The 18,032-nt window shown below is 55.3% G+C and carries 17 protein-coding genes; 7 read left to right on the forward strand and 10 right to left on the reverse strand.

The window, feature by feature from the left end; translation table 11 throughout:
• Positions 1–65 precede the first annotated feature (65 nt).
• Complete coding sequence (locus EI77_RS21730) at positions 66–1,268, reverse strand: glycosyltransferase (protein ID WP_133797422.1); 1,203 nt, start codon at positions 1,266–1,268, stop codon at positions 66–68.
• A gap of 106 nt (positions 1,269–1,374) precedes the next feature.
• Between EI77_RS21730 and EI77_RS21735 the strand changes: the two genes are divergently transcribed.
• A complete protein-coding gene (locus EI77_RS21735) occupies positions 1,375–2,991 on the forward strand; it encodes an AAA family ATPase (protein WP_133797423.1) in 1,617 nt (538 codons plus the stop codon).
• Positions 2,992–2,996: 5 nt separating this feature from the next.
• Positions 2,997–3,437: a hypothetical protein gene (locus tag EI77_RS21740; protein ID WP_133797424.1), complete on the forward strand. Its 441-nt coding sequence runs from the start codon at positions 2,997–2,999 to the stop codon at positions 3,435–3,437.
• A gap of 41 nt (positions 3,438–3,478) precedes the next feature.
• Here EI77_RS21740 and EI77_RS21745 read toward each other — a convergent pair whose 3' ends face one another.
• Complete coding sequence (locus tag EI77_RS21745) at positions 3,479–4,507, reverse strand: lipid A deacylase LpxR family protein (protein WP_166647438.1); 1,029 nt, start codon at positions 4,505–4,507, stop codon at positions 3,479–3,481.
• 330 nt (positions 4,508–4,837) lie between these two features.
• Here EI77_RS21745 and aroQ point away from each other — a divergent pair, with 330 nt between their 5' ends.
• Both aroQ and EI77_RS21755 read left to right on the forward strand, forming a co-directional pair.
• The gene (aroQ, locus tag EI77_RS21750; protein WP_166647439.1) at positions 4,838–5,386 is read left to right on the forward strand and encodes a gamma subclass chorismate mutase AroQ; all 549 of its coding nucleotides are present in this window, start codon (positions 4,838–4,840) and stop codon (positions 5,384–5,386) included.
• 65 nt (positions 5,387–5,451) lie between these two features.
• A complete protein-coding gene (locus EI77_RS21755; RefSeq protein WP_133797427.1) occupies positions 5,452–5,850 on the forward strand; it encodes a hypothetical protein in 399 nt (132 codons plus the stop codon).
• 32 nt (positions 5,851–5,882) lie between these two features.
• On the opposite strand, the gene EI77_RS21760 is transcribed toward EI77_RS21755, so the two are convergent.
• From EI77_RS21760 to EI77_RS21770, 3 genes are all read right to left on the reverse strand, one after another.
• On the reverse strand, positions 5,883–6,347 hold the full coding sequence (locus EI77_RS21760) for a DUF5069 domain-containing protein (RefSeq protein WP_133797428.1): 465 nt from the start codon (positions 6,345–6,347) through the stop codon (positions 5,883–5,885).
• A gap of 52 nt (positions 6,348–6,399) precedes the next feature.
• Positions 6,400–6,858 carry a GreA/GreB family elongation factor gene (locus EI77_RS21765; protein ID WP_133797429.1) on the reverse strand — a complete coding sequence of 153 codons (459 nt, stop codon included), beginning with the start codon at positions 6,856–6,858 and terminating at the stop codon, positions 6,400–6,402.
• 91 nt (positions 6,859–6,949) lie between these two features.
• Positions 6,950–8,071, reverse strand: a complete 1,122-nt coding sequence (locus EI77_RS21770; protein WP_133797430.1) for a DEAD/DEAH box helicase — start codon at positions 8,069–8,071, stop codon at positions 6,950–6,952.
• 117 nt (positions 8,072–8,188) lie between these two features.
• On the opposite strand from EI77_RS21770, the gene yghX reads away from it, so the two are divergent.
• Positions 8,189–9,085 carry a YghX family hydrolase gene (yghX, locus tag EI77_RS21775; protein WP_133797431.1) on the forward strand — a complete coding sequence of 299 codons (897 nt, stop codon included), beginning with the start codon at positions 8,189–8,191 and terminating at the stop codon, positions 9,083–9,085.
• Positions 9,086–9,128: 43 nt separating this feature from the next.
• Here the strand turns inward: yghX and EI77_RS21780 are convergent, their stop codons facing one another.
• Positions 9,129–9,884 (reverse strand): NAD(P)H-binding protein, encoded by a 756-nt coding sequence (locus EI77_RS21780; RefSeq protein WP_133797455.1) that lies wholly within the window; start codon positions 9,882–9,884, stop codon positions 9,129–9,131.
• A 110-nt stretch (positions 9,885–9,994) separates the two neighbouring features.
• Here EI77_RS21780 and EI77_RS21785 point away from each other — a divergent pair, with 110 nt between their 5' ends.
• On the forward strand, positions 9,995–10,930 hold the full coding sequence (locus EI77_RS21785; RefSeq protein ID WP_133797432.1) for a LysR family transcriptional regulator: 936 nt from the start codon (positions 9,995–9,997) through the stop codon (positions 10,928–10,930).
• Positions 10,931–10,963: 33 nt separating this feature from the next.
• Here EI77_RS21785 and bamJ read toward each other — a convergent pair whose 3' ends face one another.
• Entirely contained in the window at positions 10,964–11,494 is a 531-nt protein-coding gene (bamJ, locus tag EI77_RS21790) for a BamJ family beta-barrel-assembly machinery protein (protein ID WP_133797433.1), read from the reverse strand.
• A 253-nt stretch (positions 11,495–11,747) separates the two neighbouring features.
• Between bamJ and katG the strand changes: the two genes are divergently transcribed.
• Positions 11,748–14,042, forward strand: a complete 2,295-nt coding sequence (gene katG / locus EI77_RS21795; RefSeq protein WP_133797434.1) for a catalase/peroxidase HPI — start codon at positions 11,748–11,750, stop codon at positions 14,040–14,042.
• 71 nt (positions 14,043–14,113) lie between these two features.
• On the opposite strand, the gene EI77_RS21800 is transcribed toward katG, so the two are convergent.
• The 3 genes from EI77_RS21800 to EI77_RS21810 form a co-directional block, all read right to left on the reverse strand.
• Positions 14,114–14,587, reverse strand: coding sequence for a hypothetical protein (locus EI77_RS21800; RefSeq protein WP_208300448.1), 474 nt, complete (start codon positions 14,585–14,587; stop codon positions 14,114–14,116).
• Positions 14,588–14,881: 294 nt separating this feature from the next.
• On the reverse strand, positions 14,882–16,147 hold the full coding sequence (locus EI77_RS21805; protein WP_166647440.1) for a polysaccharide pyruvyl transferase family protein: 1,266 nt from the start codon (positions 16,145–16,147) through the stop codon (positions 14,882–14,884).
• Between the two features lie 119 nt (positions 16,148–16,266).
• Positions 16,267–18,003, reverse strand: coding sequence for a hypothetical protein (locus tag EI77_RS21810; protein ID WP_133797437.1), 1,737 nt, complete (start codon positions 18,001–18,003; stop codon positions 16,267–16,269).
• Between the last annotated feature and the right edge of the window lie 29 nt (positions 18,004–18,032).

Consider the following 18,032-nt stretch of genomic DNA (forward strand, 5'->3'; position numbering starts at 1 on the left):
ATCACAATTGTATGACACCAAGCTGGATCAGCTCCTCTTTCAACCACCGTGGATATTCCCTTGTTTCAGCCTTTTTTGTGGATCACGCGTTCCACAATTTCCTCAAATCTTCGCAACCACAGGGTCGGGTCGGTTTCATGGCGTAGCCAATGCCTGCCGCTGACGCCAAGACCTGAGCGCTGGCTGGCGGACATGGCTTCCAGATTCAGCACATCCTGCAACAGGCCATCAGCATCACCGGGCGTGTGGAGAAGGCCGGTTCGGCCATGCTGCACTGTTTCGCTCAGCCCGCCGGATCTGGCTGCCAGGACCGGCTTCGCATAGTCATACGCTTCATACGTCACCAGCCCCAGTGGTTCCCACCAGACGGAGGGTATAATCACCGCGCGGCAGCGTAGCAATTGATCTGCCTTGGTCTCTCCACCCACCTTGCCCAGGGCACAGATGAATGGATTGCTCCGGGCATGCTGGCTGATTAGTCCCGCCAGAGGGCCTTCTCCGGCGATGTGCAGGCGGGGTGTGTCCTTGCCTAATTGCGCGTGTAATTTGTCCCAGGCAGCCAGCAGTGTGGGCAGACCTTTTTCTTCGACCAGTCTGCCCAGGTATAGATAATAACCTGAATCATGTTTCTCCGGCGTCTGTGGCATGCAGTCCCAAGCATGGCGCAGGGTGACGATGCGGTCTGGATGCACGGCTCCGGCTTCAATCAACCGCTCGCGCATGAAGTCTGAGATGGCGATCCAGGTCTTCACACTGTCCAGCCATTTGCTGCGGTGCAGGAACTTCAAAAGCACAGCCATCATGGCACTGCGAGTCACTGACCCCATCCAGGTCCCCTCACGCACTTCCCTCCAATAACTTCCATGCAGCGCATCCGGTAGCAACCTGCCTCGCGAATACAAGGTGCCGCCGACTGAAAAGGGACGGTAATTGTGGAGAAACTGGACGACGGGTATTCGACGTTGCTTCGCACTTTGATACAACGCAGGTGACCCTACTGGATAAATATTATGGAAGATCGCCACATCCGGCCGCGCCTCATCCACAGCGGCCTCGAACCTGCGCTTTCCGTCTGGGTTATAAAAAAGCCGCAGGGCCTGGGAATGCTGTTTAGGGGCATCCGGCGGCATCCATTCTTTGCTGTCAAACTGGCAGGACGAAACTTGGTGCCGCAACCTCAGGTGCTGGCGCATGCGCTCCACAGCATATTCCTCCCCGCCCGCAAAGCGGTACCGGTTGAAAACGTCCAGGATCGAAAGTGGCTTCATGAGGGTCTCCCATTGCCATATTTACACGTATTACGCCATGGCCAATGTCGAATGTCCAATAAGCCATTGTCATTCCCCTATGAATCGGGAACAATTCAACCATTCCATGAGTGATACCCCCCAGGACCCGCCAGACAGCCCTAAGCAGCCCGCCTCGCCCGATGAAATCACGCGCAAGCTTGAAGATTTCATCAAAAATAGCTTGGGCGGGCAGGTGGTTTTTTCCCGGGTGGAACCTGGCATCCGTGATGTATCTGATGAAGAGCAGGTCGAGTCTTTTCCCCCTGAAGAGCCCACCGCAGCTTATGACTTTCATTACAAGCCGGCAGACATTAAAGCCTATCTGGACCGGTTTGTGATCCGCCAGGATGAAGCTAAAAAGGTATTGGCCACTGCAGTTTGCGACCATTACAACCACGCCCGCATGCTTCGCGAGCATAAGAAGCAAAAGGGGGCCGCTCCGCTGGAGTTCACCAAGCAGAATGTTCTCATCACGGGGCCGACTGGCGTTGGCAAAACATACCTCGTTAAGCATATCGCAGATCTCATCGGTGTGCCTTTCGTGAAGGCCGATGCCACCAAATTTAGCGAAACCGGATACGTAGGCGCTGACGTGGATGACCTAGTGCGGGACCTGGTGGCCAAGGCCAATGGTAATGTCGAGCTGGCGCAGCACGGCATCATTTACCTGGATGAAATCGATAAACTGGCCACGGGTGGTGAAGGCCGTATCGGTCGCGATGTCAGCGGTCGTGGGGTGCAGACGGCACTGCTCAAGCTCATGGAGGAAACCGAAGTCGCTCTCTATGCACCGAACGACATGCGCAGCCAGATGCAGATGATGTTTGATACTCGCAAGGGCCGCACTGGGCGCGAGGTCGTGAATACACGTAACATCCTTTTCATTGTCAGCGGGGCTTTTTCCGGTCTCGAGCGGATCATCGAAAAACGCCAAGCGAAGGCTTCCATTGGATTTGGTGCCATGCATGCGGAAAAACCCAAGTCTGATGATCTGCTGCGTGAAGCCCGGACAAAAGACTTCATTGATTTCGGGTTCGAAGCTGAATTCATCGGACGCCTTCCTGTGCGTGTGTTTTGCGATACACTCGGCGCAGATGATCTTTTCCAGATCATGAAGAACAGTGAGGGGAGCCTCATTCGTCAATATGAGCGTGAGTTCCATGCCTATGGGGTCCGCACCATCTTTGAGGACGATGCCTTGCGAGCCGTTGCTGAGCGTGCGGCAGAGGAAAAAACAGGCGCGCGCGGTCTCGTGACCGCCTGGGAAAAGGTCCTTCGTGATTTTAAGTTTGAGCTGCCGAGCCTCGGACTTCCAGATTTGATCGTGGATGCCGCCTTAGTGAACAACCCCGCGCAGGCGATGGTGAGATGCCGACAAGATGCACGCAGTTTCAGCACCGATGCCAGAGCTGAAATCGTTCATCGTTTTGCTTCGCATTTCAGCATTTCACACGGTCTTGAACTGGTCTTCGATGCGGAGGCCGTCCACGCCCTTGTGCAACGTGCCGAGCGGGAAGGCTGCGGTCTGGAAGATCTTTGCCAACGCTTGTTTAAAGATTACCCATTTGGTCTTCAGCTCGTTTCTCGCAGCTCAGGTCAAAGGGCATTTCACATCAATCGGCAGTCGGTTGAGCATCCAGACCGGTTTTTGAGTGAGCTTGTCGTCGCTTCCTACCGTCAGCCCGAAACCTCAGCTTCTTGATCGCTATGGACCGTCAACGTGTGACTCTGATGTTCATCGGCATTCTGGTTTGTGCACCAGTGCTGGCTCTTTACCAATTCGGTCTGTTTCCAGATATGGCCCGCTGGCTGGGTGCCCAACTGCCCCGCTTGCTCGTCATCCCTGCGGAGGGGCTAAAAAGCAGCCTGTTTCTGCAATACGCATACTATACGATATTCGCCTTCATCAGTGCTTGGTTGGGGCTGGCGCTTCACGCCCTATGGCAGAAGTTTGCCTTTCTCCTGGGCTTCTCCTATCTCACGCTGAGTCTGACCGTCACTTTAGCCTGGACCGGAGTTCTTTTTGAACCCTTTAGCGGCCTTTTGGCTGCTTGGGTGGCTTGTTTGGTGGCTGTGATCGTAACGGATGCGGGCAAGCATCGGCAGGAGTCTGAGATTGAACATGCTGTCGAAACAAAAGAAGGGTGAACCTTTCGGTCCACCCTTCTTCAAGATTGTTATTCAGGTACTCAGAAATTGAAGCTCAGGGTGATGGACCCAAAGATCTGTTCGTTCTCCTGACCTTCAAATTCCTTAGTCCGGTAAACGAAAGCATAGCTGAGCTTGGTATTCTTCCAGTTCATGCCGACACCTGCGGAGAGATCTCCAACGAAGGGATACTTGTCCACGGAGTGGCTGTCGCGAAAGGTGTTACCATCCAGGAAGATGTTACGAGCGACAGCGCGGCCTTCACCACGGGCGAAGAAATGGAAACCAAAACGGCGGCCCCAGGATTTTGCTGTGTAAGGGTTTTCAACGGCGGTGGGAGTCGTGGCGGATTCCGTGATGGCACCCGTTCCGAAATCATCCGGAAGATTGTATCCAAAGCGGATCTCACTTCCAATGGTCGCGTGGGTCATAACGTTACCGAGGGTTGCTCCTGCATACGGCAGAATGTCCCAGTCCCATCCATGGAAGTCTTTGCGGTCGCGGATGCGCCACATGCGCTCATAAGAAGCGTTTACGCCGATTTCGTTACCGATCTGGTTGTCCCAACCGTTGGGGAAGCTCTGATTGCGAGTTTCATGAACAACACGCTGGGTTTCCTCTGCATATGACCAAGGGCCGACAACACCGATGTTCAGCACCAGGGAGTTTTTCACCTTGGAGTTTTTCCAGATCAGGCCCATACCGACATACAGCCAGCCCGCGTATGGACGTTCATCCTCGACGAGATCGAATGCATCCACATTGCTGGGGGTGAACATGCTTTGACCGAGGCTGATGGCCACGTTGCGCTCATAGTCTGAATTCCCTGTCCAGCCGAAGTTGTCAAAGTAACCGGCCATCTGGCCCATGGTTGGATCGTCACCAAACTTGCGCAAGGCGGGGGAGGTCCAGCTAATGCGCGTACCGTTGGTGTAGTTTTCGTCGGTGCTGGCAAAAAGATCGTTCTCAAAATAGAACGACAAAGTTCCAAAACGGTTGGGATCAATTTCTTGAGCATGCATTGCCGTAGGCAAGACGAGTGCAGCAAGGAAGCAGAGGATAGGTTTCATTGATGGGAGTAGGTTATGACTGACGCGCACTGTAGCATGCATAAGCTGTGCCGTGTGCGCTTAATCGCGTGGATCCTTTATAATACAAGGGCTGCAGCACGAATTAATTTTCGATGTAACTTTAATGGTAATGCTTTTTGCATCAATTAAGATTGCAATGGTTGCAAAATGCATTCGAGAAGGTGATTTGCACACTCAACTATCGAGCAGATATCTACCTACCAACTAAGTGACATGGATCAGAGTCGTGACACGCAAAGTCCAGTGGGGCGCGGTTTGACAAATGAAGTGCCATTGGGCAATGGATGATCTCATCGTATGGCTCCCTTCATGTCATCTTCTAGATTTCTCTCGCTTGTTTCTTCCCTGTGCATCTTTATGGTCGGGTGCGCGGGTTCTTCCCGGCCACAGGATGACGCGACTCTGCCCAAGCTGATGGTTGAGCGGCTCAGTTGGATGGATGAAGTGGTGAGGGTGAAACAGGCACGCTCTTTGCCAGTCACGGATGCCAAACGTGAGGAGGAACTATTAGTGATGATGGAACGTGAGGGCCAAAAGGCAGGGCTGCCAGCCCAGGCCGTGCGGGAATTTTTTGCCGGCCAGATCACCGCCGCGAAGTTTTTGCAAACTGAATGGCTGAAAAAGTATCCTCAGGGTGATCCAACTCTGGTAGGTCAGCCCTTGCCTGATCTTTCGGTAACCGTCCGTCCGGCCCTTGACCGTCTTGGCAAAAGTATGTTAACGGCACTGGCGGTATCTCGTCAGAAACAGGATTCACGGACCATGATGGCTGCCGCAAAGACTGAATTAACGGAGGCAGGGTATTCCAAGCAGGTCATTGCTGCGGCCTTGGAAGGGCTGGAAGCTGGATTAAAGTGAAACGCTGTAACCGTTCTTTTAATAAGAGACCGCGTGGAATGCTCCTGTGTTTTTAAAGCTGGCCCATGAACTCAAATGATTTTCCTTCGGGACCCTGGACGGGTTTTTACCAGTATTCTAATGGGCAGCAGGGCTGGCAGGATTTGCTGTTGAAGTTTGATGAGGGTAGGATGAGTGGCAGTGGGAATGACGAGCTCGGGGGCTTTGTCGTTGAGGGTACATACAACCAGGAGACCAAGGATGCACTGTGGCTCAAAAGCTATCCGGATGGACATCGCATCCAATATCGCGGTTTTCGTGAAGGTCCCGTTCCTGGCATTTGGGGCACCTGGGAGATTCCTGGCAACTGGTCAGGTGGCTTTCACATCTGGCCTATTATTTCGGGTACGCTTCCAGAACAGGAAGCGGAAGCGTCAGTGCCTTTACCCATCAGGCACCGGGAACTGGAAACTGTGCCTGCCTAAAGTCAGGTCATTTGTCGTTTAAAGCGACCGCACTATCGACGGCCTTCATCCAGGTCGATGAACTCAAACATGGTTTCAACAGTGCCTGGAGGCAGACCTATCTCGGCCAGGCGCTCATGCAGTCTTTGGGTGCCTGTATCGCGCCAGCCACGTTTGATCATAAAGGCATTCCAGGTTTCGATCTCCAGTTCACTTGGCCGATGACCATTCTCATAGACCCACTCCAGCAAGTCTTCATCGGTCTTGCTGCCCTTCAGTGTTTCGGCCTCCAATGCGGAGTAGTCCACTTTGAGAAATTGAATACAGCGCCAGTCGAAACTTCCCTGCATGCTTGGGCCACGTCCAGCCTGCCAGCCTTCCGGGAGCTGGCCGCTTGCATGAAGTCGGATCTTGTCCAGCATCCGGCCAAAATAGACGAGGCCGCTTACCATGTCTGATGGGCTGCGAAGTCCGGGAATGAGAGTGGGGTAAGGATTGGCCATGAGGGAAACATGCATGGACAAAACAGCAGCGCAAGCCTCACCAGCGTGATCCCATTCCTATCGTTTCTCACACAAGTGATTCCACCCGGATGACCGTCCACATTGTCTTGTCATTTGTAGTTAGCCGGATGCTTTGTCCCAGGTGGGCGTCCAGCAGTATTTTGCCCAATGGGGACACCCAGCTTACGTTGTCAGGCTCCAAGCCCACCTCATCCACTCCGGCAATGCGATAGTTTGCCTCATGACCTGCGGCGTTGCGCAGTGTAACGGTGCTGCCAAAGACGATGGCATCGCGCGGAGCCGCCTGGGATTCCACAACCGTGACGGATTCCAAAGTTTGCTTGAGATGCAAGATCTCGCTTGGTGCGCGGCTAGCCTGCTGGAGTTCTGCCAGCCGTGTCCGCAATTGCTGTGCGCCTTTTGCTGTCATTAGGTTCAGCGCCCCTGGAGGCAGTCCGGATACGGATCTCCGGCGCGTCGTGCGCTCCGGGATCTCAATGTCTTCTTTGACGAATGCGCGGCTCATAAAAGTGCGGAAGGCATCTGCTTTCTCATACAAACATCGCGCCTACTTGCCGCCCTGCGTGTGGCAGACCGCATCCCCCAAGGAGCCCTGTTCAGGCTCGCAGCTCCCGGAAGGTTACATGCAGCGCCTTCTCCAACTGCGGCAGCTTCCATTTTTCCTTGGGGTGGATGAGGCACAAAGACATGCCTTTTTTTCCTGCTCGCGCCGTTCTGCCGCTACGGTGGGTGTAGTATTCCAATTGATCGGGAAGCTGATGATGGATGACAAAAGCAAGGTCGGCCACATCAATACCCCGGGCGGCCACATCTGTAGCGACGACGAACTGCACCCGCTCCTTTTTAAAAGCGCGCATCACCTTGTCACGCTCTTTTTGCATCAGGTCTCCCTGTAGCACATCGACAGGCAGTCCCAACGCAGTCAGCTCCCGGCAGAGAGTATTCGCATCCGCTTTGGTTCGGCAGAAAATCAGCCCACGCCCTTCCTTCTGACGCTGGAGAAATTCTGTGATGTAAGGCGTTTTCTCCTCAGGTTTTAAAATCACAAAACGGTGGTCAATGTCACGGTTCACCACATGTCCTTGGTCGATCTGGATGGTGTGCGGATTCGGTGCCATGCAACCTTTGATCAAGGCATGAATCGCTTCCGGAAAGGTGGCGGAAAAAAGCCAAGTGCTCTGTCGTTGTGGGGTCAGTTTCAGGATCTCCTGGAGCTCCTTTTTGAATCCCATGCTCAGCATTTCGTCAGCCTCATCCAATACGACGTATTTGACCGCATCAAGGGACAGCGCCCGGCGCTGAATCATGTCCATAATGCGTCCTGGTGTGCCTACCACAATGTTGGTTGGCCGCTTCAGCGCTTCCACTTGCCTGTCAATGTTGTCGCCCCCTGTGATCACCTCCACAAAGATCTTCTCCTGAACATGCTTCGTGAATTTGAAGAGCTGTTTGCCAATCTGTTTGGCCAGCTCCCGTGTCGGCGCAATCACCAGTCCCTGCACCAACGGCACTTTCTGGTTTACCTTCATCAGTAGTGGCAGGCCAAACGCTGCCGTCTTGCCGGTGCCTGTCTGCGCTTGAGCCACAAGGTCTGCCCCTTCCTTCAGCAGAAACGGGATCACCTTCTGCTGTACCTGCGTCGGCACCAGGATCCCAAGCTCTTCCAGCCCACGGATCAGATCATGACGAACATCTAACTCTCTAAAATTTTGCGACATTCCCCTGCCATCAAGCACGATGAGATGGAATGCAACACCCGGCAGGGCTGCTCTAAAGGTCAACACGCCGGAAATTCAGCCTTCCCATACTTGGTGCCTTTACCTATCATTCACCGTATGAAACGCCAAACTGCCGCCGATTTCGACCAGGATTTGTTGAATCTGTATGATGATTATGCCCACGGCCGTGTGGATCGTCGGGGCTTTTTAGAGCGTGCAACTCGGTTTGCCACCGGTGGCCTTACTGCGGCGGTCCTTCTGGATATGCTGACGCCTAACTATGCCCTGGCTGAGCAGGTGGCCAAAGATGATCCCCGCATCACGGGGGACTATTCAGAGTATGATTCGCCCTTGGGCGCAGGCAAGATGCGTGGTTTGCTGGTGAAACCTGCGAAAGCCAACGGCAAGCTCCCCGGCGTCCTGGTCATTCATGAAAACCGTGGATTGAATCCCTACATTGAGGACGTCGCCCGTCGCGTCGCTGTGGCAGGTTACGTTGCTTTTGCCCCGGATGCCCTTTTCCCACTGGGAGGCTATCCGGGGAACGATGACAAAGGCCGTGAGATGCAGGCGAAACGAGATCCTGCTCAGATGACCGAGGACTTCATCGCCGCTGCCAAGTGGTTAGCTGCGCATCCAGATTGCAATGGCAAAGTGGGTGTCGTGGGCTTCTGCTACGGCGGCGGCATGTCAAACACGCTTGCTGTTAGGTTGCCGGAGCTCATCCTTGCTGCAGTGCCCTTCTACGGCCGCCAGCCAGCCGCGGAGGATGTGCCCAAGATCAAAGCTGCCATGCTGATCCACAACGCCGAGATGGATCAAAAGGTCAACGAAGGCTGGCCAGCCTATGAGGAGGCTCTCAAAAAAGCGAGTGTTCGCTACACCGCCCACATGTATGCCGGTGCCAATCACGGCTTCCACAATGACACCACACCTCGTTATGATGAAGCGGCCGCCAAACTTGCATGGGAGCGAACGATTGCTTTCTTTGATGAAACACTGAAGGCCGGGTAAAGCCTGCCTGGCAGCAACTGGATTGGTAGTGTTGCTGCAAACTTCATTTTTTGATCGCAACACTCTTCAGCCAGGCATCGAGGGGAGTTTTGCCAAGGAGTGGCTGCTCACCTGGCGTCAGGCTTTGATCATTCACCGCAGTGCCAAAGTAACCTGTATTGGGATCCGTCTCCACTGTGCGTTCATCCCCTGTGGCGCGCAGGTAGCGGCGTACGATTTCATCAAGCCGGATGGCTTCTGGCCCAGCCAGCTCTACCATGCCATGGATCGGCCCTGCGAGGGCGATATCCACCAAGGCGGAGGCTACGTCTTCGGCGGCTATCGGTTGCATGAGAACGGACGACAGATGGACAGCCTGGCCACGCGTGCCGGCGTGAGCAATGCTGCTGATAAACTCAAAAAACTGCGTGGCACGCACGATGGTATAAGGGATCGGTGCTGCCTTGATGAGCTCTTCCTGGACCAGCTTGGCGCGAAAGTATCCGCTGGCCAGCAGACGTTCTGTGCCGACGACGGACAGGGCGATGTGGTGGCCCACACCTGCGGCAGCTTCGGCAGCCAGCAAATTTTGGCCGGAGGTTTGAAAAAAGCTCATCACCGGACCATCTTCGAATGAAGGTGAATTGGCCACGTCCACCACTACCTGTGCCCCAGCCAGTGCATCTGCGAGCCCTTCACCCGTCATTGTGTTGACGCCCGTACGGGGAGAGGCAGCGATCACTTCGTGACCAAGCTGGCGAAGCTTGTCGGCGAGTTTTGATCCGATGAGTCCGGTGCCACCAATGATGACGATTTTCATATTCTTGTTTTCGATGCTGGATGTTTGGTTATTCATGGCGAGGTCAGAATGGTGCCGGTAAGGTTATTCGTGTAGCCGCCCAAAACGCATAACAGTCATTCAAGATTTGCATGAGAGCCTTTGAAGACCTCACCCTGCTCCGTTCCTTTGTATCCATTGTGGAATGCGGCAGCATCTCGGCAGGTGCCAGGCGGTTGCGAATCTCCCAACCGACCCTGAGCCGTCAGTTGCGGACGCTTGAAGAACTGTGCGGCACCGCGTTGCTGCGCAGGGATACCCATCAGATGAGCATGACAGAAACCGGCCAGCGCCTGCTGGCAGATGCGCAGGCCTTGCTTGATCATGCCGAGGCGGCGGGCCGTCGGCTGCATGCGGACCACACCACCTTGAGCGGGCAGTTGCATCTGTTTGCCACCATGGATCTCGGGCAATGGATAGTCACACCTTTGGTTAGCCGATTTTTGCAGGCAAATCCCAAAATTACGGCCACCCTGGCCCTGAACAACCGCCCATTGCACATGATCCAGGAGGGGTGCGATGTCGGCATCGTCCCTGGCAGGATTACAGATGAAAGCGTCATCGCACGGCCTGTGGGCGTGATTCGCCTACATCTCGCGGCCTCGCCTGCATTGGTAAAAAATCGACCTGAGGTGAAGCGGCTGTCCGATCTCCAATCATGGCCCTGGATATCCCTGTCTGGATCGCATTTTTGGGGTGGCACTGACGTGACACTGTACGATTCCAAAGGTGGCTCGCACACGCTGCCGACCACTCCTGTCTTGATCTCGGAAGGTGTCACCAGCATCCGTGAAGCCGTGCGGGATGGACTCGGCGTCGCATTGCTTCCTGACTGGCTGGTTGAAAATGATCTTAAATCCGGCGCTATTGTGCCTGTTCTGCCAAGACTGCGGGCCAAGGACCTTCCTCTTCATGTCGTCTATGCCGGGCAGCGCATCCTTCCCGCCCGCGTCAGCGCCTTTATCGATTTTGCTGTCCGTTATCTGGCCGATGCGGGTAGTAACTCCTCATTCAAAGGGAACGGTTGAGGCCATGAGAGCCTCAGCCTAGACTGCGAGGTATCACATTCCGCCCACAACCTGAATCAGCGCCACCTGGAAAATGAGGTCGCTGTTAGCGGGGATTTTGTCACCCACGGCGCGGCTACCGTAGGCCAGTCCTGATGGAATGTACAGCACCCATTGGTCTCCCGGCTTCATCACCCGAAGGGCCTCAGTCCAGCCTGGAATCACTTGGCCAACGCCAAAGGTCGCGGGCTGCCCCCGCTCAATGGAACTGTCGAAGACGGTTCCGTCGGTGAGTGTGCCTCGGTAGTGTACCATGACGGTATCAAACATCGTGGGCGAGCGGCCTTCCGCAGGTCCAGAGGCCAGCACCCGGTATCGCAGACCACTGGCGGTTGTGACCCATCCCGCACCGTCAGGAGCAGAGCTTGCTGGCGTGCTGGTCGGGGCCACGTTTGCCTGCGCACTTGCCATGGCTGGGGGCGTCTGCGCGGCTGACTTGGCTGCTTCCTCTTTCTTAGTTTCAGTTTGGCAACCTGTGACAAACAACAGCAGGGCGGAGGACAAAGATATGGAAAGCGACTTCATGGTGACAAGGTTGGGAATCAGGCGGACCCGAAGTGCACGCCATGCAAAGCCGGAAGAGAGCTAGGACCACCTCCTGCGCAACTGTCGATCCTCTGTTTGCCATACTTTTTGAGGAGAGGGGCCTTTCCAGAGAGCAGCAATGCATGTAAGAAAGTTAAATTCTCACGTACTTGTCGTCGCTCATCTGCGCTCTGGTACGTATAGCTGAAGCCTCGCCCAGTTGCCTTCTTTCAACACCAAAAGAGAAAAACCTATGTCAGACGCAGCCCCACAGTGCCCCGTGACCCACGCCACCGCCGCCCCTCAAGGTAAATGCCCCTTCAATCATGCGCCCAGCACCGGCACGACGAACCGCGACTGGTGGCCGAAACTGCTGAAGGTGGATCTTCTCCATCAGCATTCCTCGAAGTCCAATCCCATGGGCGGAGATTTCAATTACGCGGAAGAATTCAAGAGCCTGGACTTGGCCGCTGTGAAGCAGGATCTCGCCACACTCATGACCGATTCACAGGACTGGTGGCCGGCGGATTTCGGCCATTACGGACCTTTGTTCATTCGCATGGCCTGGCACAGTGCCGGCACCTATCGCACCGGTGATGGCCGTGGCGGTGGTGGCAGGGGACAGCAGCGTTTTGCCCCGCTCAATAGCTGGCCGGATAACGTCAGTCTGGACAAGGCGCGGCGTCTTCTCTGGCCTATCAAGCAGAAATATGGTCGCAAGATTTCCTGGGCAGATCTCATGATCCTCACGGGCAATGTCGCGCTGGAGACCATGGGCTTCAAAACCTTCGGCTTCGCTGGCGGACGTGAAGACACCTGGGAGCCGGATCATGACGTCTATTGGGGCCGCGAAACGACTTGGCTGGGCGGAGACAAACGTTACGCTCATGGTTCTGAAGGCGTCGCCAAGGGTGGCGGAGTCGTTGTTTCCGATGACAATGCGGACGGAGATATCCACTCGCGCAACTTGGAAAATCCCCTCGCCGCCGTGCAGATGGGCCTCATCTATGTAAATCCCGAAGGCCCCGATGGTAACCCAGACCCGCTCAAGTCTGCCTATGACATCCGTGATACCTTCGCGCGCATGGCCATGAACGATGAAGAAACCGTCGCCCTCATTGCCGGTGGTCACACCTTTGGTAAGACTCACGGAGCCGGCCCAGCCTCCCATGTGGGGGATGAGCCTGAAGCCGCAGGCCTTGCTGAACAAGGCTTTGGATGGAAAAACAGCTTCGGCACCGGCAAGGGTGGCGATACTATCACCAGCGGCCTGGAAGTGACCTGGACCACCACGCCCACAAAGTGGAGCAATAACTACTTCGAGAACCTTTTCGGCTACGAATGGGAACTCACCAAAAGCCCCGCCGGTGCCCACCAGTGGAAGCCCAAAGATGGGGCAGGGGAGGGAACCGTCCCGCATGCGCATGATGCCTCCAAGCGCATCGCGCCGAACATGCTCACCACGGATATCGCCCTGCGCGCAGATCCCGAATACGAGAAGATTTCCCGCCGATTCCTTGAAAATCCGGACCAGTTTGCAGATGCCTTTGCCCGTGCCTGGTTCAAGCTCACGCATCGCGATATGGGACCACGCGCCCGTTATCTCGGGCCGGAAGTGCCGGAAGAAATCCTCGTCTGGCAGGACCCCATCCCCGCAGTCGATCATCCATTGATCAGTGACCAGGACATCGCCGCACTTAAAGCGCAGATCCTCGATTCAGGACTCACCGTGTCTGAGCTTGTCTCCACCGCCTGGGCCTCCGCATCCACCTTCCGTGGCTCGGACAAGCGCGGCGGTGCCAACGGTGCACGCATCCGCCTCGCTCCGCAAAAGGATTGGGAGGTCAACCAGCCTGCCCAACTCGCCAAGGTTCTTGCCAAGCTGGATGGCATCCAGATCCTGTTCAATCGCGCTCAGACCGATGGCAAAAAAGTCTCTCTGGCTGATCTCATCGTCCTCGGCGGGTGCGCCGGTGTCGAACAGGCCGCCAAGAATGCCGGTCACGAAGTCACCGTCCCCTTCACCCCAGGTCGTATGGACGCCTCGCAGGATCAGACCGATGTCGAATCCTTTGGTTTCCTCGAGCCTCTGGCCGACGGCTTCCGCAATTACCAGCGGACGAAATATTCCGTCTCCGCCGAGGAGCTGCTCATTGACAAGGCCCAATTGCTCACCCTCACCGCGCCGGAGATGACCGTCCTCATCGGTGGTCTGCGCGTGCTGAAAACCAATGCAGGTTCTGGCCAGGCGGGCGTGCTCACTCAACAGCCCGAATCGTTGACGAATGACTTCTTTGTCAACCTTCTGGACATGAGCACTGAGTGGAAGCCGCTCTCCAAAGACGACGATGTCTTTGAAGCCCGCGACCGCAAAACTGGCCAGCTCAAGTGGACCGGCACCCGTGTGGACCTCGTTTTCGGTTCTAACGCCGTGCTCCGTGCCCTGGCTGAAGTGTATGCCACATCGGACGCCCAGGCTAAGTTCCTCCAGGACTTCATTTCCGCCTGGAACAAAGTCATGAACCTGGATCGTTTCGATCTCGTTTGATTCACGGGCGTGGGGGGGCTCGGCTAAGCCGGGTTTCCCCCGTCATTTTTTTTGCGGCAGCATGGCGCTTTTTACACTCGCGCGTTTTCCGGCTTTTGCTTCAGCAGGTCGCCGTAGTGCTTGGCTTCACACTTTGGGCAGACGCCATGGCTGAACCGTGCTTCCGTCCGGGCGGTGACATAGTCTGCGATCTCATGCCAGTTTCCTGATTCATCGCGGATGTCCTTGCAGAAAGAACAGGTGGGCAAAATCCCCTCCAGCGTACGCACTCTTGCACGCAGGGCTTGCGTTTGCTGGGACAGCTTGCCGACCAGGAAAGTGATGAGGAGTAGTACGGCGACACGGAGGCACCCATTGATGATGGCCACGTGCAGTGGGAATGGAATACCCCAGGCATACTGGATAAGGAATCGGATGATGCACAGAACGACTCCCAGGGTCATCGCGGTACGCAGTCCACAGTTCCACGCCATCAAAGTGACAGGGATAACAAAAAGAACCGGAAAGAAAATGATCGGTCCTGCCAGGAAGTCGAAGCAAGACATCAGCAACGCCAGGCAAAATAAAATCCAGCGGTTGTTCCATGGAAACCGCTCGTAAAAGTGTTCAGCGTGGGGTTGAGGCGGACGCTCGCTCATGCACTAACTCATTAAGAAACAAGGAATTAGCGACCGATACAAGAAAAATTTACTTGTTTGGCCACACCATGTTCCACTATATCAGCACACCTAACCGCCGAGGCATGAACTTCGGCGGTTAGGCAAATTCTGAAATATCTGTCCCCACCCAAACAGCAGCGCCTGGGAGTTTTGATGACGCGCTTTTGATAGCACCTCACCTCAGGCCTGGATCACGCTCTTCAGGACATTCATCTGGGACTGGGCTCGCTCCTCCACATAGGCCATCGCCTTCTTCACCTTCGCCTCAGCGGCTGGGTAGTCTTTGTGAATCCCCATCAGGATCTCAAACATCTTCTCAGCCGGAGTCGCATCGAATTCCGGTGCCCATTCTTCCAGGCCGATGTCCTTGAACATCCAGCACTTCGGCGAGTGGAATTCAGAAAAGGTGTGCATCATCGGCGTGCCCATCGCCAGCGCCATGATCGGTGTGTGCGGCTCATGGCAGATCACGGTATGGGCGCGGGCGTAGAATGAGCAGGCCTCATCCACGTTCCAAAATTCGTCAAAGTTCACCACATGCTTCTTCAGATCATCAGGAAGCGGATCATAGACAAATTTCTTGTTATACTCCATCTCCTTCCTCACCTCGGGGGCGATCACGACTTTATAACCGGTCTCCTTCACCCACATCGCAATGAGGTCCTGGTAAACCTTCGCCCGCCGTGTGTCGTCAGCGATGTTCTCCGGCGTTGGATGCAGCGGATTGAGCTTCTGCGGCCGCTTGTCATCCACCCCAGGGCTTGTCGGTGAATGCGTGCGCAGTTGGATCGTGATGAATTTCTTCTCCTCCAGCCCGTGCTTCTTCATCCGGGCCAGCGCCTTTTCTTCATCCCTCACATCCACGCCGAAACAGCCATCTGGACCAAACTCCAACACCGGCGGCTTCACACCGACGTCCTGCAGCAGTTTCAGCGTCTTAGAATCCCGGCAGTAAATGAAAGCAGCCGTGTTGAGCAGGGCGATCCTTTTCTCGGCATCCTTGCCCGTGACCATGTCCGGGAAATACGACTGGCCCTGGAGGCCCCAGGGTTTGCCCATCTTGTTGCAGTTGACCATGAAATCCGTCGGCTGGCCCATGCCCGGGCCCCGGAGAAAGAAATCAGAGCGGTTCATTGCGTCCCGCACCGGTCCTGGCTTGGTCACCCCACCCTTCACGATCTCCAGCTTCGGAAACCGCTTCATCAGCATCGCATCCACCTGCTCATTGGTGTTTGCCGCCCACAGAATGACCTTCGCCTCAGGCAGATACTGCTCCAGAAACCGCAACGTCCCCGGTGTATGCCCAATGTCACCAATGTTCTTCGTCGCCCAACCACAGTTCAGAAGCACCGTCTTCTGCTTATTCGTGGACTGAGCAACAACAGGCAAAGCCGCCGCGCCAAGCGCGAGACCGGAATTTTTGAGGAAAGAGCGACGTGAGGTCATGTGATGGGTGAATTGTAAGACAGATACAAACGGCATGAACAGTCTAATTTTCATCACCAACCTTCGACATTCGCGAATGGAAAGGAGTGTAGCCATTCGCTACGAAATTTCTCATCAACTTACTGAATATCCAAATCCATGAAAACGATTTCCAGCGGCGCACCGTCTGAAAAACCGACTTTGATTTCATTGGGGCCATCTCGCATGGCTTGGTTGGGCACGATCCAGGCACGGAGAGTCTCCACGTTGCCAAGGCCATCTGCATACGGCTGTGGATACGGTTCAGAGATTTCATTGGTGGGGATAAGCTCGAAGCCATTAAATCGAACCTCAAGCTGGCGTTGCTCCATGGGTTGAAGAGACTGAATCCGCAGCCGTCCGTCCGTCTTCCAACCACTGGCCGGTGGTGCTGTATCCATCAGAAATAGACGCTCTTTGCCTGCCGAAACGACCCGGTTTCGCGCGAACTGAGATGCTTCAGATGGAGGGTTCGTGGCGTTGGATAAAAAGTAATGCTGCGGCTGTCGCGACAACCAGTCCCGGTCTTTGAGACGCGCCAGAACATCGAACGGTGGCTCGGTCTTCAGGTCAGCAAGACTCCTGTAATACACGAAGTTGAACAGGCTCACCCCGGCCCCGCCGCGCTTATTCACTAAATGCGCAGTCGTGCAGAATTGCTCCAAGGTCATCTTTCGATAGACATCACTGTTCGCGCCACTTGTCCCTGGTTTGTCAGTGGTCGGCTTCGGATAACGCGAACTGGTGAAACTCATCTCCAGATAAACCGGCGTTTCAGGAATCAGCCTGCAGATGTGCGGCAGGTCTGTCTGCTGTTCCGTGGTGTAGTGGCAGCTCAGGTTGACCATGTCCACACCGGCAGCCACCCATTGCGGGAGGTCAACCCCAAGCGGCGAGTGACCTGAAAGACGTAAGGGGACGCGCACACAGAGCCATCGCTTTTGCTTGGAAGGGGTGTTGCTGTCCAGCGCTTCGCGGACTTGCTTGATAAAACTGACCATGATCGCAACGCGCTGTTCCTCAGTCGTTTCTTCGAGGCGGAAGAAGGCTGACCATCGCATGAAGTCCAACTCCAGCCCGGCAAAGTCGTAGTTCTCGCACAACTCCCGGATCAGGCTCAGCTTGTAGGCTGGTACCTCCGGGATCGCCCAGTTCCAAACCCGGCCTGTTCGCAACTGGTTCCGTGACCGCATGGAGTTGACGTACTTCACTTCCTCCGCCTCAGACAGGCGGGCATAGTTGTCGGGATCGGGCCGCAAACGATATTCGAGATGCTCGTAGAGCGGGCGGCTTAGCCATGCTACCAGTTCATGATCAATCTTTGGCTTCGGCGTGTTCTGCTCGTTTCGATACATCCGCCGTTTGACCATCTCTAACATTTCAATGCCGTGATAGTCATTCAATCGAATGGAGATGAATGGTGATACTTTGCGAGCGCGGCAATGGTTAATAAAGGAGCCTACCAGATCGCTTCCTTTGAGCATCAGTTCGCCAATGGAACCCGCAGGCAGCCCTGTTTTCTCCTGGAACCATCGGTAATGAGCATCCGCCGGATAGACAGAACTCTTCCACCAGGGCACCCAACCATTTCCCGGTTGGAGGAGGTGGACATCCACCTCCGCCGCTTCGTCAACACTCGCGGCAAGCCGTTCCAACGAGAATGGATCTTTGCGAACATACCCCGGTCTGGGTGAGGTTAGAATGTTGGTCGTGTCATTGCTGTAAAGCACCCGAAACGCAGGCTTGGGACGCATACCTTGGGCGGCGGGCAAGATGGGGCGACTGGCGAGCAGCGCCGTCGCTGTCGTGGTTTGCAGGAATTGACGGCGATTCATCATGGCGGATTTGATGGCTGTTCATTCGATGT

It is taken from the genome of Prosthecobacter fusiformis (assembly GCF_004364345.1).
GTDB lineage: Bacteria > Verrucomicrobiota > Verrucomicrobiia > Verrucomicrobiales > Verrucomicrobiaceae > Prosthecobacter > Prosthecobacter fusiformis.

Coding starts and splice junctions, on each gene's coding strand:
- EI77_RS21730 (WP_133797422.1), bottom strand. CDS start 1,268: ATGAAGCCACTTTCGATCCTGGACGTTTTCAACCGGTACCGCTTTGCG.
- EI77_RS21735 (WP_133797423.1), top strand. CDS start 1,375: ATGAGTGATACCCCCCAGGACCCGCCAGACAGCCCTAAGCAGCCCGCC.
- EI77_RS21740 (WP_133797424.1), top strand. CDS start 2,997: ATGGACCGTCAACGTGTGACTCTGATGTTCATCGGCATTCTGGTTTGT.
- EI77_RS21745 (WP_166647438.1), bottom strand. CDS start 4,507: ATGAAACCTATCCTCTGCTTCCTTGCTGCACTCGTCTTGCCTACGGCA.
- aroQ (WP_166647439.1), top strand. CDS start 4,838: ATGTCATCTTCTAGATTTCTCTCGCTTGTTTCTTCCCTGTGCATCTTT.
- EI77_RS21755 (WP_133797427.1), top strand. CDS start 5,452: ATGAACTCAAATGATTTTCCTTCGGGACCCTGGACGGGTTTTTACCAG.
- EI77_RS21760 (WP_133797428.1), bottom strand. CDS start 6,347: ATGCATGTTTCCCTCATGGCCAATCCTTACCCCACTCTCATTCCCGGA.
- EI77_RS21765 (WP_133797429.1), bottom strand. CDS start 6,858: ATGAGCCGCGCATTCGTCAAAGAAGACATTGAGATCCCGGAGCGCACG.
- EI77_RS21770 (WP_133797430.1), bottom strand. CDS start 8,071: ATGTCGCAAAATTTTAGAGAGTTAGATGTTCGTCATGATCTGATCCGT.
- yghX (WP_133797431.1), top strand. CDS start 8,189: ATGAAACGCCAAACTGCCGCCGATTTCGACCAGGATTTGTTGAATCTG.
- EI77_RS21780 (WP_133797455.1), bottom strand. CDS start 9,884: ATGAAAATCGTCATCATTGGTGGCACCGGACTCATCGGATCAAAACTC.
- EI77_RS21785 (WP_133797432.1), top strand. CDS start 9,995: ATGAGAGCCTTTGAAGACCTCACCCTGCTCCGTTCCTTTGTATCCATT.
- bamJ (WP_133797433.1), bottom strand. CDS start 11,494: ATGAAGTCGCTTTCCATATCTTTGTCCTCCGCCCTGCTGTTGTTTGTC.
- katG (WP_133797434.1), top strand. CDS start 11,748: ATGTCAGACGCAGCCCCACAGTGCCCCGTGACCCACGCCACCGCCGCC.
- EI77_RS21800 (WP_208300448.1), bottom strand. CDS start 14,587: ATGTCTTGCTTCGACTTCCTGGCAGGACCGATCATTTTCTTTCCGGTT.
- EI77_RS21805 (WP_166647440.1), bottom strand. CDS start 16,147: ATGACCTCACGTCGCTCTTTCCTCAAAAATTCCGGTCTCGCGCTTGGC.
- EI77_RS21810 (WP_133797437.1), bottom strand. CDS start 18,003: ATGATGAATCGCCGTCAATTCCTGCAAACCACGACAGCGACGGCGCTG.